The 12,975-nt window shown below is 55.9% G+C and carries 12 protein-coding genes; 4 read left to right on the plus strand and 8 right to left on the minus strand.

Annotation, left to right across the window (positions count from 1 at the left end):
• The first annotated feature begins 340 nt into the window (after nucleotides 1–340).
• Complete coding sequence (locus ACMYSL_RS01235) at nucleotides 341–1,051, plus strand: DUF3053 domain-containing protein (RefSeq protein WP_110276247.1); 711 nt, start codon at nucleotides 341–343, stop codon at nucleotides 1,049–1,051.
• Between the two features lie 50 nt (nucleotides 1,052–1,101).
• Here ACMYSL_RS01235 and ghrB read toward each other — a convergent pair whose 3' ends face one another.
• The 6 genes from ghrB to ACMYSL_RS01265 form a co-directional block, all read right to left on the minus strand.
• Nucleotides 1,102–2,073 carry a glyoxylate/hydroxypyruvate reductase GhrB gene (gene ghrB / locus ACMYSL_RS01240; protein WP_434661165.1) on the minus strand — a complete coding sequence of 324 codons (972 nt, stop codon included), beginning with the start codon at nucleotides 2,071–2,073 and terminating at the stop codon, nucleotides 1,102–1,104.
• 24 nt (nucleotides 2,074–2,097) lie between these two features.
• Nucleotides 2,098–3,378: an MFS transporter gene (locus ACMYSL_RS01245; protein ID WP_182235264.1), complete on the minus strand. Its 1,281-nt coding sequence runs from the start codon at nucleotides 3,376–3,378 to the stop codon at nucleotides 2,098–2,100.
• Nucleotides 3,379–3,480: 102 nt separating this feature from the next.
• Entirely contained in the window at nucleotides 3,481–4,419 is a 939-nt protein-coding gene (locus ACMYSL_RS01250) for a sugar kinase (RefSeq protein WP_434661166.1), read from the minus strand.
• A 3-nt stretch (nucleotides 4,420–4,422) separates the two neighbouring features.
• Nucleotides 4,423–5,172: a sugar phosphate isomerase/epimerase family protein gene (locus tag ACMYSL_RS01255; RefSeq protein ID WP_434661167.1), complete on the minus strand. Its 750-nt coding sequence runs from the start codon at nucleotides 5,170–5,172 to the stop codon at nucleotides 4,423–4,425.
• Between the two features lie 233 nt (nucleotides 5,173–5,405).
• On the minus strand, nucleotides 5,406–6,422 hold the full coding sequence (locus ACMYSL_RS01260; RefSeq protein ID WP_110276242.1) for a LacI family DNA-binding transcriptional regulator: 1,017 nt from the start codon (nucleotides 6,420–6,422) through the stop codon (nucleotides 5,406–5,408).
• 91 nt (nucleotides 6,423–6,513) lie between these two features.
• Nucleotides 6,514–7,176 carry an OmpA family lipoprotein gene (locus tag ACMYSL_RS01265; RefSeq protein ID WP_142513408.1) on the minus strand — a complete coding sequence of 221 codons (663 nt, stop codon included), beginning with the start codon at nucleotides 7,174–7,176 and terminating at the stop codon, nucleotides 6,514–6,516.
• A gap of 167 nt (nucleotides 7,177–7,343) precedes the next feature.
• Here ACMYSL_RS01265 and ACMYSL_RS01270 point away from each other — a divergent pair, with 167 nt between their 5' ends.
• Nucleotides 7,344–9,674 (plus strand): molybdopterin guanine dinucleotide-containing S/N-oxide reductase, encoded by a 2,331-nt coding sequence (locus ACMYSL_RS01270; RefSeq protein ID WP_434661168.1) that lies wholly within the window; start codon nucleotides 7,344–7,346, stop codon nucleotides 9,672–9,674.
• On the opposite strand, the gene ACMYSL_RS01275 is transcribed toward ACMYSL_RS01270, so the two are convergent.
• The gene (locus tag ACMYSL_RS01275; RefSeq protein ID WP_112215985.1) at nucleotides 9,637–10,083 is read right to left on the minus strand and encodes an N-acetyltransferase; all 447 of its coding nucleotides are present in this window, start codon (nucleotides 10,081–10,083) and stop codon (nucleotides 9,637–9,639) included. The genes ACMYSL_RS01270 and ACMYSL_RS01275 overlap by 38 nt on opposite strands.
• Nucleotides 10,061–10,642 carry a DNA-3-methyladenine glycosylase I gene (gene tag / locus ACMYSL_RS01280; RefSeq protein WP_434661169.1) on the minus strand — a complete coding sequence of 194 codons (582 nt, stop codon included), beginning with the start codon at nucleotides 10,640–10,642 and terminating at the stop codon, nucleotides 10,061–10,063. The genes ACMYSL_RS01275 and tag overlap by 23 nt, the downstream gene beginning before the upstream one ends.
• Nucleotides 10,643–10,802: 160 nt before the next feature.
• Between tag and ACMYSL_RS01285 the strand changes: the two genes are divergently transcribed.
• The gene (locus tag ACMYSL_RS01285; RefSeq protein WP_182235257.1) at nucleotides 10,803–11,447 is read left to right on the plus strand and encodes an autotransporter outer membrane beta-barrel domain-containing protein; all 645 of its coding nucleotides are present in this window, start codon (nucleotides 10,803–10,805) and stop codon (nucleotides 11,445–11,447) included.
• A gap of 239 nt (nucleotides 11,448–11,686) precedes the next feature.
• Nucleotides 11,687–12,889 (plus strand): L-lactate MFS transporter, encoded by a 1,203-nt coding sequence (locus tag ACMYSL_RS01290; protein WP_181484508.1) that lies wholly within the window; start codon nucleotides 11,687–11,689, stop codon nucleotides 12,887–12,889.
• Nucleotides 12,890–12,975: the final 86 nt, after the last annotated feature.

Genomic DNA, 12,975 nt, shown 5'->3' on the forward strand with positions numbered 1-12,975 from the left:
AATCGCTCATTTAATAAAATCATCGAACGGCATTTCAGGCAATGTAGGCTAGTCGGGAAGCGTGCGATTATCGTCCGCTTTGCTAATGTAAAAGCAAAGATACGCAATAAATTTAAATAAAATCAGCTTGTTAATTCGGTCCTGGCCTGGGCGAGGGATGGTGGTAATTGTGATGAACTTAACAGACGATATTATTGCGCGCTAAAACAGCGATAACCGGCATTTTAAGGCGGAAGATTGTCAGGAAAAGGTATCCTGCAAGGCCGACCTGGACTATCCTTGTCAGCGTCTGGCACGTGTGTGCCTGTTTGCGCTTTTTTTGGCTGAAAGGAGTAAAAAAATGGCGACAGGAAAGTCCTGCTCTCGCTGGTTTGCGGCTATTGCAGCCCTGTTAATGGTGGTTAGCCTGAGTGGATGTTTTGATAAAGAAGGCGATCAGCGCAAAGCGTTCATCGACTTCCTGCAAAATACGGCAATGCGTAGCGGCGAACGTCTGCCGACGCTGACCGCCGATCAGAAAAAACAGTTCGGGCCTTTCGTCTCCGATTATGCGGTGATTTATGGCTATTCACAGCAGGTGAGCCAGGCGATGGATGCCGGTCTGCGTCCGGTGGTTGATAGCGTAAATGCGATTCGTGTCCCGCAGGATTATATGACTCAGCGTGAACCGCTACGTCAGGCAAACGGCGCTTTAGGCGTATTAAGCCAACAGTTGGAAAACGCAAAAATGCAGGCGGACGCTGCACACGGTGCGCTGAAACAGGGTGACGATCTCAAGCCGGTCTTCGACCAGGTTTATAACAAAGTAGTGACCGCTCCGGCGAATGCGCTACAGCCGCTGATTCCTGCCGCGCAGGTATTTACCCAGCAGCTGGTGCAGGTGGGCGATTTTGTTGCTCAGCAGGAAGCGCAGGTGAGCTTCGTGGCGAACGGTATTCAGTTCCCGACTTCACAGCAGGCCAGTCAGTATAATACGCTGATTGGGCCGCTGGCCGCTCAGCACCAGGCCTTTAACCAGGCATGGACTGCGGCAGTTAACGCAACCCGTTAACGGTTCTGACAACCCGGGCACGGCTTGACCCTGGCCCGGGTTTTCTTTTCTCACTTCACCTGCGGATTCACGCAGTTCTTCTCGACTTTGCCGTTCAGGGCATCAATCAGATTATCCACTGCGCAGGCCGCCATGTTATAGCGAGTCTCATGCGTTGCTGAGCCAATATGCGGCACCGCGACGACGTTCGGCAGGCTTAACAGTGGGGAGTCTTTCGCCAGCGGCTCTTGTTCAAACACATCCAGCCCGGCGGCATAAATTTCACCTTCCTGTAGGGCGGTAATCAGCGCTTTCTCGTCAACCACCGGACCGCGTCCGGCGTTGATAAAGATGGCGGAAGATTTCATTTTGGCAAACTGCTCTTTACCAAACAGGTGATGGGTTTCTTCGGTCAACGGCAGGATCAGGCAGACAAAATCCGCTTCCTGTAACAGGGTGTCGAGATCGCAATAGCGGGCGTTAAAGCGCTCTTCCGCCTGTGGGTGCTGGCGGCGAGCGTTATAGAGAATCGGCATGCCGAAGCCCGCATGCGCACGCTGGGCGAGCGCCATCCCAATGCGGCCCATGCCGACGATCCCGAGGGTTTTGTGATGCACATCGTTGCCAAACCAGTCCGGGCCGATGCTTTTGGTCCACTCTCCGGCCTTCACGCGATTAGCAACTTCAACCACCCGACGTGCGGTGCTTAACACCAGCGCCATTACGGTATCGGCGACGGTTTCGGTTAGCACGGTCGGGGTGTGCATCAACAGCACCTTATGGGCATTCAGCGCATCGACGTCGAAGTTGTCGTAGCCGACGGAGATGGTTGAGGTCGCACGAAGCTTGGGCATTTTCTCCAGTAACGCGGTATCGACTTTTTCGCTGGAACCCAGCAGACCTACCGCTTCAGCAAACGCGGCGGCGTGCTGAGAAACGGTCTCCGGACTCAGGTTTTTGACCTGAGTGACGGTAAAGTGTTGTTCCAGACGTTGTTGCAGGTCGTCGGGAAGCGTTTTGTAGAGAATAACTGACGGCTTCATGCGGATCTCCGTTGTGTTAAGGGTTCAGGCGTGACGTGCGCCAAGCGGAAGGGTTTGATTATTAGCAGGCTTAACAATCAAAGTAAGCCATACCGAGACGAAAAGCGCCACTCCCATAAAAATGTACGAGGCCGAAGGGCTGCCGGTGGTGCCGTTAAGATAGCCCACAAACCATGAACCGAAGAAGGAACCGAGCGCCCCCATGCTGTTGATCAGCGCCATCGCGCCGCCAGCAACGTTGCGCGGCAGCATCTCAGGGATGATGGCGAAGAAAGGCCCGTAAGGGGCGTACATCGCCGCACCGGCAATAACCAGCAGAATATAAGACACCCAGAAATGATCGCTGCCAACGGCCCAGGACCCCATAAAAGCAAAGGCGGCAATCAGCAACAGCGGCCAGACGAACAGCTTACGGTTCTGCATTTTATCGGATGCCCACGAGACAACGATCATCGCGATAGTCGCTGCCAGGTAAGGAACGGATGAGAGCCAGCCAACCTCGACCATGCCCATATTTTCGCCGCCGCTGCGGATAATCGACGGCAGCCACAGAACGAAGCCGTAAACCCCGATGCTCCAGGCAAAGTACTGCATGCACAGCAGAACAACGTTGCGTGAGCGAAAGGCTTCTTTGTAGTTACGTACGGCTTTAATACCCTGCTGTTCGTGTTCCAGTTGTTCCTGCAGAGCAGCTTTCTCGCTTTCGGCCAGCCAGTTCACCTGGGATGGTTTATCCTTCACCAGCACCCACCAGCAGAAAGCCCAAAGGATCGCCGGGACACCTTCGATGATAAACATTTCACGCCAGCCTAAGGCCTGAATCAGATAGCCGGAAACCACCGACATCCACAGTACCGTGACCGGATTGCCGAGGATCAGGAAGGTATTGGCCCGCGAACGTTCGGATTTAGTAAACCAGTTGCTGATGTAAATCAGCATCGCCGGCATCACGGCCGCCTCCACGACGCCAAGAATAAAGCGGATCGCCGCCAGCGCGGGAATGTTGTGCACCATCCCGGTCAGCGAGGCGCAGCCGCCCCACAGAATCAGGCAGATAAAAATCAGTTTGCGCACGCTGCGGCGTTCCGCATAAATGGCGCCGGGGATCTGGAAGAAAAAGTAGCCAAGGAAGAACAGCGCCCCCAGCAGGGAGGAGACGCCCTTGGTAATGCCTAAGTCTTCAGTAATACCGGCCGCCGAAGCGAAGCTAAAGTTGGCGCGGTCGAGGTACGCCAGGCTATACGTGATAAACACGATAGGCATGATGTACCACCAGCGTTTTGTTGCGTTCGTCGAGCTTTTCATAGGCTTGCCTCTGTTAGTGAGGTGACACTCATCATCGATAAGGTGCGTTACGCCGCGCTGCATGTAGGGTACAGGACGGCTATGACATTGTGCTGAACCGGATTATTCGCCCAGCGCCTCGCGGGTGGGTAATCCTTCACTGTCCCCCTGGACCTGGATGGCCAGCGAACCAATTTTATTACCGCGTTGTACCGCCTGGCGCAGCGGCTGGCCCTCCAGCAGGGCGCTAATCACCCCGACGGCAAAACCATCGCCCGCGCCGACGGTATCGACGACGTTATCCACTTTTATCGCCGCCACGGCTCCTTGTTCGCCATCGGCGGTTTTATACCAGGCGCCATCAGAGCCGGTCTTAATCACTACCGTGCGTACGCCGCGGGTGAGATAGAAGTCCGCGATGGCTTCCGGCGTCTGCTGACTGGTCAGAATCATCCCCTCTTTTAAGCCGGGAAGAACCCAGTCGGCCTGAAAAGCAAGCTGGTTCAGTTTTTCCACCATCTCGGCTTCGCTTTTCCACAGCGTCGGACGCAGATTGGGGTCGAATGAGAGGGTTTTTCCCTGAGCCTTCATGGTACGGGCCGCGTGATCCAGCAGGGCGTACGAGCTTTCCGACAGCGCGGCGGCTACACCGCTTAAGTGCAGGTGACGAGCGCTGGTGAAATAGGCTTCGTTAAAATCATCTGGCGAAAGATGGCTGGCGGCGGAGCCTTTGCGGAAATATTCCACAATGGGATCGGTTCCATTTTCAACTTTAGATTTCAGCTGAAAACCGGTAGCGTAGCGGCCATCTTTGCTCACGCCACGTGCATCGATCCCCTCTTTCGCCAGCGCGTTGAGGACGAAGCGACCAAAGCTATCCTCGCCGACGCGGCTCACCCAGCCGACGCTTAAGCCCAGGCGGGCCAGGCCGGTAGCGACGTTCAACTCTGCGCCCGCGACGCGTTTCATAAAGTGCTCTACTTCAGCCAGTTCGCCGGTTTCGGTAGCGACAAACATCGCCATGGCTTCGCCTATGGTGATGACATCTAACGTTTTTTGCATAACTTAATCCTCGCGTAACAGGTTGACGTAGCGGCGGGTCACGGCCGTCAGGTCATGGCCAGTCAGCGGAAATTCAATCCCGCGTGGAGCATCGGCGGGCAGATTGTCGAGCAGCGCCAGCCAGCGGTCGGACGCTTCGTCCGGCGGCACGGCACGAAAGTGCGAATGGTGCGGTTCCGCTGCCTTAACGTGGATATAGCTGACCGCGGGGGCCAGCTGGCGTGCGGCTTCTTCCGGCGAATCGCCGACCCACAGCCAGTTGCCCATATCAAAGGTGAGAGTGACCGGCAGCTGATTAACCCGGCAGGCGGTTTTGAAGCGCTGCATCGGGGCCAGCTGGCCGCAGTCGGTCTGATCGTTTTCCACCACCAGCGCCATTCCGCTCTCCTGCAGAATATCGCGCAGAGTTTCCAGATCATTGTGGTGACGAAAGTGGCCCAGCGAGAGCTTTAGCCACAGCGCGTTAAGGGTCTGCGCTTCCTGTAAAAAGCCAGAGAGATGCGGATTGAGCGAGCCGTCAGCGGCAAACAAGGCCTCTGGTGCGGAGTAACAGGCCAGCAGGCCGCGATGCTCAATGTCTGCGGCCAGTTCTGGCAGGTGGTTCAGTTCATCAGCGCTAAACAGTTCGCGGCGAATTTCCACGCCGTCCGCACCGGAACCGGCGATAAACGGTAGTACGGCGGACTGTCCACCCAGCGCCTTAACGTGGTCATTCCCGTACGCGGCGGTTACGACAATAATTTTTCTGGCCATCCCAACACTCCCGGCGATTATCTAATATACCCGTCATACTTCAAGTTGCATGTGTGTTGGCCGCGTTCGTTCACCCCAGTCACTTACCTGAGTAAGCTCCCGGGGATTCGCTCACTTGCCGCCTTCCTGCAACTCGAATTATTTAGGGTATGCGTTGTTTATTACGCTAGATGGTATCGGTTCCAAAGCAAAGGTTAAGATGTTCAATTTATGATCGCCATCACGAAGGATCGTTAGCGGGAGGTAGAGCCTCTGACGATCAGCTCACCGGAAAACACCCGTTCACAGACCGGGTCATTGCTGCCCGCAATGCGGCGCACCACCTGCTCAACGGCGGCGAAGCCAATCTGCCAGGTTGGCTGCTTGAGGGTGGTAATCCCCACGCCCGCCAGCTCGGCCCACTCCAGCTCATCGAAGCCCAGCAGGCCGATATCGCTACCCCAAATCAGGCCAATACGCTTAAGAGAGCGCGCAACTTGCAGGGTCAGCGCGCCGTTGGCGGAAATCACCGCTTTGCGCATTCCGCGATGGTGGGAGTGGAAATGGCGTAGGACGTTATCCAGCATCGCACCGTCGTTGAGCGGGACTTCGGCATTTTCCGCGATGATGCCAGCATGGTGCTGGAGCGTGTTGCGAAAAGCGCTCAGGCGCTCGCGGCGAGTGTTTACCGAGCCGAGCGGTTCGCTGAGGAACAGTAAGGCTTCGAAGCCTTTTTCCACCAGATGTTCGGTGGCGGTGGTGGCGGCCTGGGTATTATCGAGACCGACGACATCACAGGCGAACTCAGGAATTTTGCGGTCGATAAGCACCATCGGCAGCGCCGACTGCTGTAGCCGGTTTAGACCGTCTTCACGCATCCCGACCGCATTGACCACAATCCCCTCCACCTGGTAGCTGCGCAGCAGGTCGAGATAGTGCAGCTCCTGGTCCAGCTCGTTATTGGTGTTACACACCAGCAGGGTAAAGCCTTTTTCGCGACAGGCGGCTTCTATGCCGCTGAGCACGTTGACGGAGTAGGGGTTGGTGATATCAGCGATGATCAGACCAATCAGCCGGGTGCGGCCATGCTTCAGGCCGCGGGCCATCAGACTAGGACGGTAATCGAGCTCGGCAATCGCTTTTTCAATTCGCCCTAACAGATCGTCGGAAAGCAGATGCTTTTCGCCGTTCAGATAGCGTGAAATGCTGGTTTTGCCGGTCTTTGCGGCTTTCGCCACATCGCTGATGGTTGCTCGCGCCGCTTTCGCCATGGTGGCTTCCTTTGCTGAAATCTGCACACACCTTAGCGCGAAAATCCGCTATATCAAGCATTTTGCCCGGCGAGTGCCGGGCAAAGGGGAGTTACTGCAACGGGCTAAGGGTGATTTCGACGCGACGGTTCTGCGCCTTACCTTCTGCGGTGCTGTTGCTGGCGACCGGATTAGCCGGACCCATGCCGGTGGTGCGGATGCGGTTTGCCGCCACGCCCTGGGTGATTAGCGCGCTGGCGACGCTGTCGGCACGCTGCTGGGAGAGACGCATATTCAGCTCCTGGCTGCCGGTGCTGTCGGTGTAGCCAACGACGTTGACGGCAGTTTTCTCGTACTCTTTCAGCACCATCGCCACCCCGGTCAGGGTATTAGCACCCGCTGGTTTCAGGTTGGCGCTGCTGCTATCAAAGGTCACATTGCTTGGCATATTCAGCACGATGTTGTCGCCATTTCGCGTCACGCTCACCCCGGTTCCCTGCATTTTCTCGCGCAGTTTCGCTTCCTGCACGTCCATGTAGTAGCCGATACCGCCACCGAGCGCAGCCCCAGCCGCCGCGCCGATCAGCGCGCCTTTGCCACGGTCATGTTTTGAGGAGGAGAGTGCGCCAATACCCGCGCCGACTAACGAACCGACACCTGCGCCGATGCCGGATTTACCCGCCTCGCGCTCGCCGGTGTAAGGGTTGGTGGTACAGCCTGAGATGACCAGTGTGCCGCTAACGATAGCCGCAATCATGAGTACGCGTTTTTTCATCTTATTTCCTTAATCCTTTTTATTCTTTGCCACAGCGACCGTGACGGTTGATTATGACGCCCGAAGACGGAGAAAATTCCGCAGAGAGCATCTCAATTTGTAAATAACATTGAACGACTGAATAACAGACCGTCACCACACCTGCTATCGCTGACCAGGAGCCTGCTTTGCCAACCTCATCTGCCACCAAAACCATCCTCACCGCAGCCCACTGGGGCCCAATGCTGGTTGAAACGGATGGCGAAAACGTCCTCTCCTCGCGCGGGGCGCTCAATACGCCTTTCGCTAACTCGCTGCAAACCGCCGTGCGCGATCAGGTGCACAGCAAAACTCGCGTGCGTTATCCAATGGTACGTAAGGGATTTCTCGCCTCGCCGGAAAGCCCGCAGGGTGTGCGCGGTCAGGATGAGTTCGTGCGGGTGAGCTGGGAACAGGCGCTGGATTTGATTCACGCTCAGCACCAACGTATTCGTGACAACTATGGCCCCAAGTCCATCTTTGCGGGTTCCTACGGCTGGCGTTCCAACGGCGTGCTGCACAAAGCGGCGACGTTGCTTCAGCGTTATATGAGCCTGGCGGGCGGCTATACCGGGCATCTGGGAGATTATTCCACCGGCGCGGCGCAGGCGATCATGCCGTATGTGGTAGGTGGCAATGAGGTTTATCAGCAGCAGACCAGCTGGCCGATGGTACTTGAGCATAGCGATGTGGTAGTGCTGTGGAGCGCCAACCCGCTGAATACGCTAAAAATTGCCTGGAATGCCTCCGATGAGCAGGGGATCCCATGGTTCGACCAATTGCGCCAGAGCGGGAAACGAGTGATCTGCATCGATCCGATGCGATCGGAAACGGCAGAATTCTTCGGTGACGCGGCGGAGTGGATCGCCCCGCACATGGGCACCGACGTTGCGTTGATGCTAGGCATCGCCCATACGCTGGTGGAAAACGGCTGGCAGGATGATGCGTTTTTGGCCCGCTGTACCAGCGGCTACGACGTTTTTGCCCGCTATCTGAACGGTGAAAGCGACGAGACGCCAAAAACGGCAGAGTGGGCGGCGGCGATCTGCGGCGTTAGTGCGGATAAAATTCGCGAACTGGCAAAATTATTCCACGAAAATACGACTATGCTGATGTCCGGCTGGGGGATGCAGCGTCAGCAGTTTGGTGAGCAGAAACACTGGATGCTGGTGACGTTGGCGGCGATGCTCGGGCAGATTGGCACCGAGGGCGGGGGCTTTGGCCTTTCCTACCATTTTGCCAACGGTGGCAACCCCACGCGCCGCGCTGCGGTGCTGGCTTCAATGCAGGGCAGCGTGGCGGGCGGCACCGATGCGGTAGAAAAAATTCCGGTCGCCCGCATCGTCGAGGCGCTGGAAAACCCCGGCGCGGCTTATCAGCACAACGGTATGGAGCGCAGCTTCCCGGATATTCGTTTTATCTGGTGGGCGGGCGGTGCCAACTTTACCCATCATCAGGATACCAATCGACTGATTCGCGCCTGGCAGAAGCCGGAGCTTATCGTGATTTCCGAATGCTTCTGGACCGCGGCGGCGCGCCATGCCGACATCGTGTTGCCCGCCACCACCTCCTTTGAGCGCAACGATATGACCATGACTGGCGATTACAGCAACCAGCATCTGGTGCCGATGAAGCGGGTGGTCGCGCCGCGCGATGAAGCGCGCGATGATTTCGATGTGTTTGCCGACCTCAGCGAACGCTGGGAAGAGGACGGTCGTGAGCGCTTTACCGAAGGTAAAAACGATGTGCAGTGGCTGGAAACTTTCTACCAGATTGCCGCCCAGCGCGGGGCTGGGCAGCAGGTGACGCTGCCGCCGTTCACGCAGTTCTGGCAGGCGAATCAGTTCATTGAGATGCCGGAAAGCCCGGAAAATGCGCGTTTCGCCCGCTTTGCCGCCTTTAGGGCCGATCCGCAGGCGAATCCGCTGAAGACCGCCAGTGGCAAAATTGAGATTCACTCCTCGACTATCGCCGGTTTTGCTTATCCGGATTGCCCGCCGCATCCCATGTGGCTGGAGCCGGATGAGTGGCACGGCAACGCGCAGGAAGGTCAGCTACAGGTGCTGTCAGCGCATCCGGCGCATCGCCTTCACAGCCAGCTCAATCATACCTCGCTGCGCGAGCAGTACGCGGTGGCGGGCCGTGAACCGCTAACGCTTCACCCGCAGGATGCGCAGGCGCGCAATATCGCTGACGGGGACGTAGTGCGGGTGTGGAATTCGCGCGGTCAGGTGCTGGCCGGGGCGGTGGTGACCGACGGCATCCGTCCTGGCGTCATTTGCTTGCATGAGGGGGCGTGGCCGGATCTCGACGCCCAGGCGGGCATCTGCAAAAACGGCGCGGTAAACGTGCTGACTAAAGATATTCCAACGTCGCGACTGGGCAACGGCTGCGCCGGAAATACGGCGCTGGCCTGGCTGGAAAAATATACCGGACCCGAGCTTACGCTGACGGCATTTGATCCGCCGACCAATGCATAATCCAGGTCGGATGCTGGGTTTCATCCTGCCATGCGCAGTCTTCAATGCGAAAGCCCTGTGCATGGTAGAAATTCACCGCCCGGACGTTTTTCTGGTATACCTCAAGGCTTAGCCAGTCGTAGTGCTTTTTGACTTCATTGATCAACGCGCTGCCGATGCCCTGCCTGGCGGCATCAGGCGCGACGAACAACGCGCCGATAAAGCGCGACTCCATCACGCTGATAAAGCCCTTTAGCACGCCGTCCTGCTCCCAACCCCAAGTGCAGGCGGCGGGAAGATACACATCCCGCACTATCGCGATGCTGTCATGCCAGTAGCTCTCGGCGATAAACGGATGCGCATAAATAGTGCTTTCCAGCCATAATTCGATTAGTGGGCCAGTATCGTTAGCGTCCCAGTTGCGGATCATCCTGACCTCCGGGGTGACAGAAGCAGCCGGTAACATGGTCGTTGACCAGGCCACAGGCCTGCATAAAGGAGTAGCAGATAGTCGAACCGACAAATTTAAAACCCCGCTTTTTCAGCGCTTTCGACAAAGCGTCAGAAGCTGGAGTGGTGGTCGGGATTTCCGCCAGCGTTGCCGCAGCGGTGACCTGAGGATGATTGTCGACGAACGACCAGACAAAATCTGCGAAAGGCTCGCCATTTTTTTCCATCGCCAGAAAAGCACGGGCGTTGCCGATGATGGCCTGAATTTTCCCGCGGTGGCGAATAATTCCGGCATCAAGAACCAGGCGTTCAATATCCGCCTCATCCATGGCCGCTACGCGAACCGGGTCGAACTGGTGAAAGGCACGGCGATAGTTTTCGCGCTTTTTCAGCACCGTTATCCACGACAGCCCTGCCTGCTGACCCTCAAGGCAAATCATTTCAAACAGGCGGGCAGGGTTCTTTTCGGCGACGCCCCACTCGCTATCGTGGTACTGAATGTATAAAGGATCCTGACTCACCCATCCACAACGTTCCATTTGCCTCTCCCTTTTGTCATAAAAGTTGACTGTTCACCTTGACGGCTGAAAGATAAAGATAATAGTTAATACAGGGTTATTATTGCCAACACGGGGATAAGACACCCCCATAAAAAAACACAGCAACCTTGCCGTTTCGGCTCTTTTTGGAGTCGCATTAATGATAATAAAGAAATGCAATGGCCTCCGGGGGTTTATCATCCCGGCGTGCGTATCCGTCTGGGCGTCGTGTGTTGCCGGAGCGAATGCCTGGCAACAGGAATATATCGCTATCGATACAAAAAGTAATACTCCGGAACGCTATACATGGGATAGCGATCACCAACCGCGCTACGAAGATATCCTTGCGGAGCGGATAAATGCGTCCGACGATCCTGCTGGCCTGGCGTTCAATCAGGCGGTATCGCCACCAGATAACGTACATGGCATGAGCGTTGGCTGGAACTTCGCCGTGGCAAACGGTATCACCTCCGGCCCGGTGGCCAGTTTACGTAGCGATCTGACGTCGCCACCCGATTCCCGTAATGCTACCGGAACTGGCTACGTGAATACGCTGGGCTGGCGGGTCGATTATCAGGAACTATGGGGGGTTCACCCGTGGGCGCAGGTGAGCTATAACCAGACGCTCTCAGCCGATCCTGTGGGCGCGAATCGCACGCAGGAAGGAGCCTGGCGAGATGTGACCTTCGGTGCGGATATGTCGCTCAACTCCCATCTTGCCGCCTGGGCGGCGCTGTCGCAGGCGGATAATTTGCCCACCGGGGCGAATTATCTCTATCTGATGGGGGTGAGCGCCAATTTTTAATTTATCCGCATCATGTATGATGCAATTATTTAACTTATCAATCACAGGAATGAAGCACCTTCCTGCGCTAGCAGGTACTAACTTTTTGGAAATTATTTAAGGCGTGAATGTTTTTCAATGTCATTCATTCCGTCTTTAATGCATTTCATTCCGTGGTGACGGCAGCTCATGCCTTTTTCCCCCAGGTTTACCGGGGACTTCGTTATTGTGGCGGCAGTTAATTCTTCAGGACAACTGCTATGAACGCTGCAAACCGTCAATACACCCGCTGGCTTACGCTGCTCGGCACCATCATTACGCAATTCGCGCTGGGATCGGTTTATACATGGAGTTTGTTCAATAGTTCTCTTTCCGCCAAGCTGGATGAACCGGTGAGCCAGGTGGCGTTCTCATTTGGTCTGTTAAGCCTCGGCCTGGCGCTCTCCTCATCCGTTGCGGGTAAATTACAGGAACGTTTTGGCGTCAAACGCGTCACCATGGCTTCCGGTGTTTTGCTGGGCCTCGGTTTCTTCCTTACCGCTCATTCGAATAGCCTGATGATGCTGTGGCTGAGCGCGGGCCTGCTGGTGGGGCTGGCGGACGGCGCAGGTTATCTGCTGACGCTGTCGAACTGCGTCAAATGGTTTCCGGAACGTAAGGGGCTGATTTCGGCCTTCTCTATCGGTTCTTATGGCCTCGGCAGCCTCGGTTTTAAATTTATTGATACCCATCTGCTGGCGACGGTCGGTCTTGAGAAAACCTTTATCATCTGGGGCGCTATTGTGCTGGTGATGATTGTCTTTGGCGCGACGCTGATGACTGACGCACCGAATCATACCGCCACCGCAAGCAATGGCGTTGTTGAAAATGACTTCACTCTTGCCGAATCGATGCGTAAACCGCAGTACTGGATGCTGGCGGTGATGTTCCTGACTGCCTGCATGAGCGGCCTGTATGTGATTGGCGTGGCGAAAGATATTGCTCAGGGGATGGTGCATCTTGATATCACGACGGCAGCAAATGCGGTCACCGTGATTTCCATTGCCAACCTTAGCGGTCGTCTGGTGCTGGGTATTCTGTCAGATAAAATCTCGCGTATCCGGGTGATTACCATTGGCCAGGTGGTGTCGCTCATCGGTATGGCCGCGCTGCTGTTCGCACCGCTTAACGCTACCACTTTCTTCGCCGCCATTGCCTGTGTCGCTTTCAATTTCGGCGGGACGATTACCGTGTTCCCATCACTGATTAGCGAGTTCTTTGGCCTGAATAACCTGGCGAAAAACTACGGTGTGATTTATCTGGGCTTTGGTATTGGTAGTATTTGTGGTTCGCTGATTGCTTCCCTGTTCGGCGGTTTCTATGTGACCTTCTGCGTTATCTTCGCGCTGCTGATTCTTTCTCTGGCGCTTTCTACCACCATTCGCCAGCCGAAAAGCGAGGTTTACCGCGAGGCCCATGCCTGAAGTGGGGCCTCGTCGTATTCATGATTAATCACCTAAGCAAATAGTGCCTATCCAACCAAATGTTTTGTAAATGTTTGGTTGGATCA

The organism is Klebsiella sp. MISC125 (assembly GCF_051131775.1).
Classification (GTDB): Bacteria; Pseudomonadota; Gammaproteobacteria; order Enterobacterales; family Enterobacteriaceae; genus Klebsiella.

What these genes read in the sequence shown, in the direction of transcription:
- tag (WP_434661169.1), bottom strand. Translation starts at nt 10,642, where the DNA reads ATGGAACGTTGTGGATGGGTGAGTCAGGATCCTTTATACATTCAGTAC.
- ACMYSL_RS01235 (WP_110276247.1), top strand. Translation starts at nt 341, where the DNA reads ATGGCGACAGGAAAGTCCTGCTCTCGCTGGTTTGCGGCTATTGCAGCC.
- ACMYSL_RS01275 (WP_112215985.1), bottom strand. Translation starts at nt 10,083, where the DNA reads ATGATCCGCAACTGGGACGCTAACGATACTGGCCCACTAATCGAATTA.
- ACMYSL_RS01255 (WP_434661167.1), bottom strand. Translation starts at nt 5,172, where the DNA reads ATGGCCAGAAAAATTATTGTCGTAACCGCCGCGTACGGGAATGACCAC.
- ACMYSL_RS01250 (WP_434661166.1), bottom strand. Translation starts at nt 4,419, where the DNA reads ATGCAAAAAACGTTAGATGTCATCACCATAGGCGAAGCCATGGCGATG.
- ghrB (WP_434661165.1), bottom strand. Translation starts at nt 2,073, where the DNA reads ATGAAGCCGTCAGTTATTCTCTACAAAACGCTTCCCGACGACCTGCAA.
- ACMYSL_RS01260 (WP_110276242.1), bottom strand. Translation starts at nt 6,422, where the DNA reads ATGGCGAAAGCGGCGCGAGCAACCATCAGCGATGTGGCGAAAGCCGCA.
- ACMYSL_RS01290 (WP_181484508.1), top strand. Translation starts at nt 11,687, where the DNA reads ATGAACGCTGCAAACCGTCAATACACCCGCTGGCTTACGCTGCTCGGC.
- ACMYSL_RS01285 (WP_182235257.1), top strand. Translation starts at nt 10,803, where the DNA reads ATGATAATAAAGAAATGCAATGGCCTCCGGGGGTTTATCATCCCGGCG.
- ACMYSL_RS01265 (WP_142513408.1), bottom strand. Translation starts at nt 7,176, where the DNA reads ATGAAAAAACGCGTACTCATGATTGCGGCTATCGTTAGCGGCACACTG.
- ACMYSL_RS01245 (WP_182235264.1), bottom strand. Translation starts at nt 3,378, where the DNA reads ATGAAAAGCTCGACGAACGCAACAAAACGCTGGTGGTACATCATGCCT.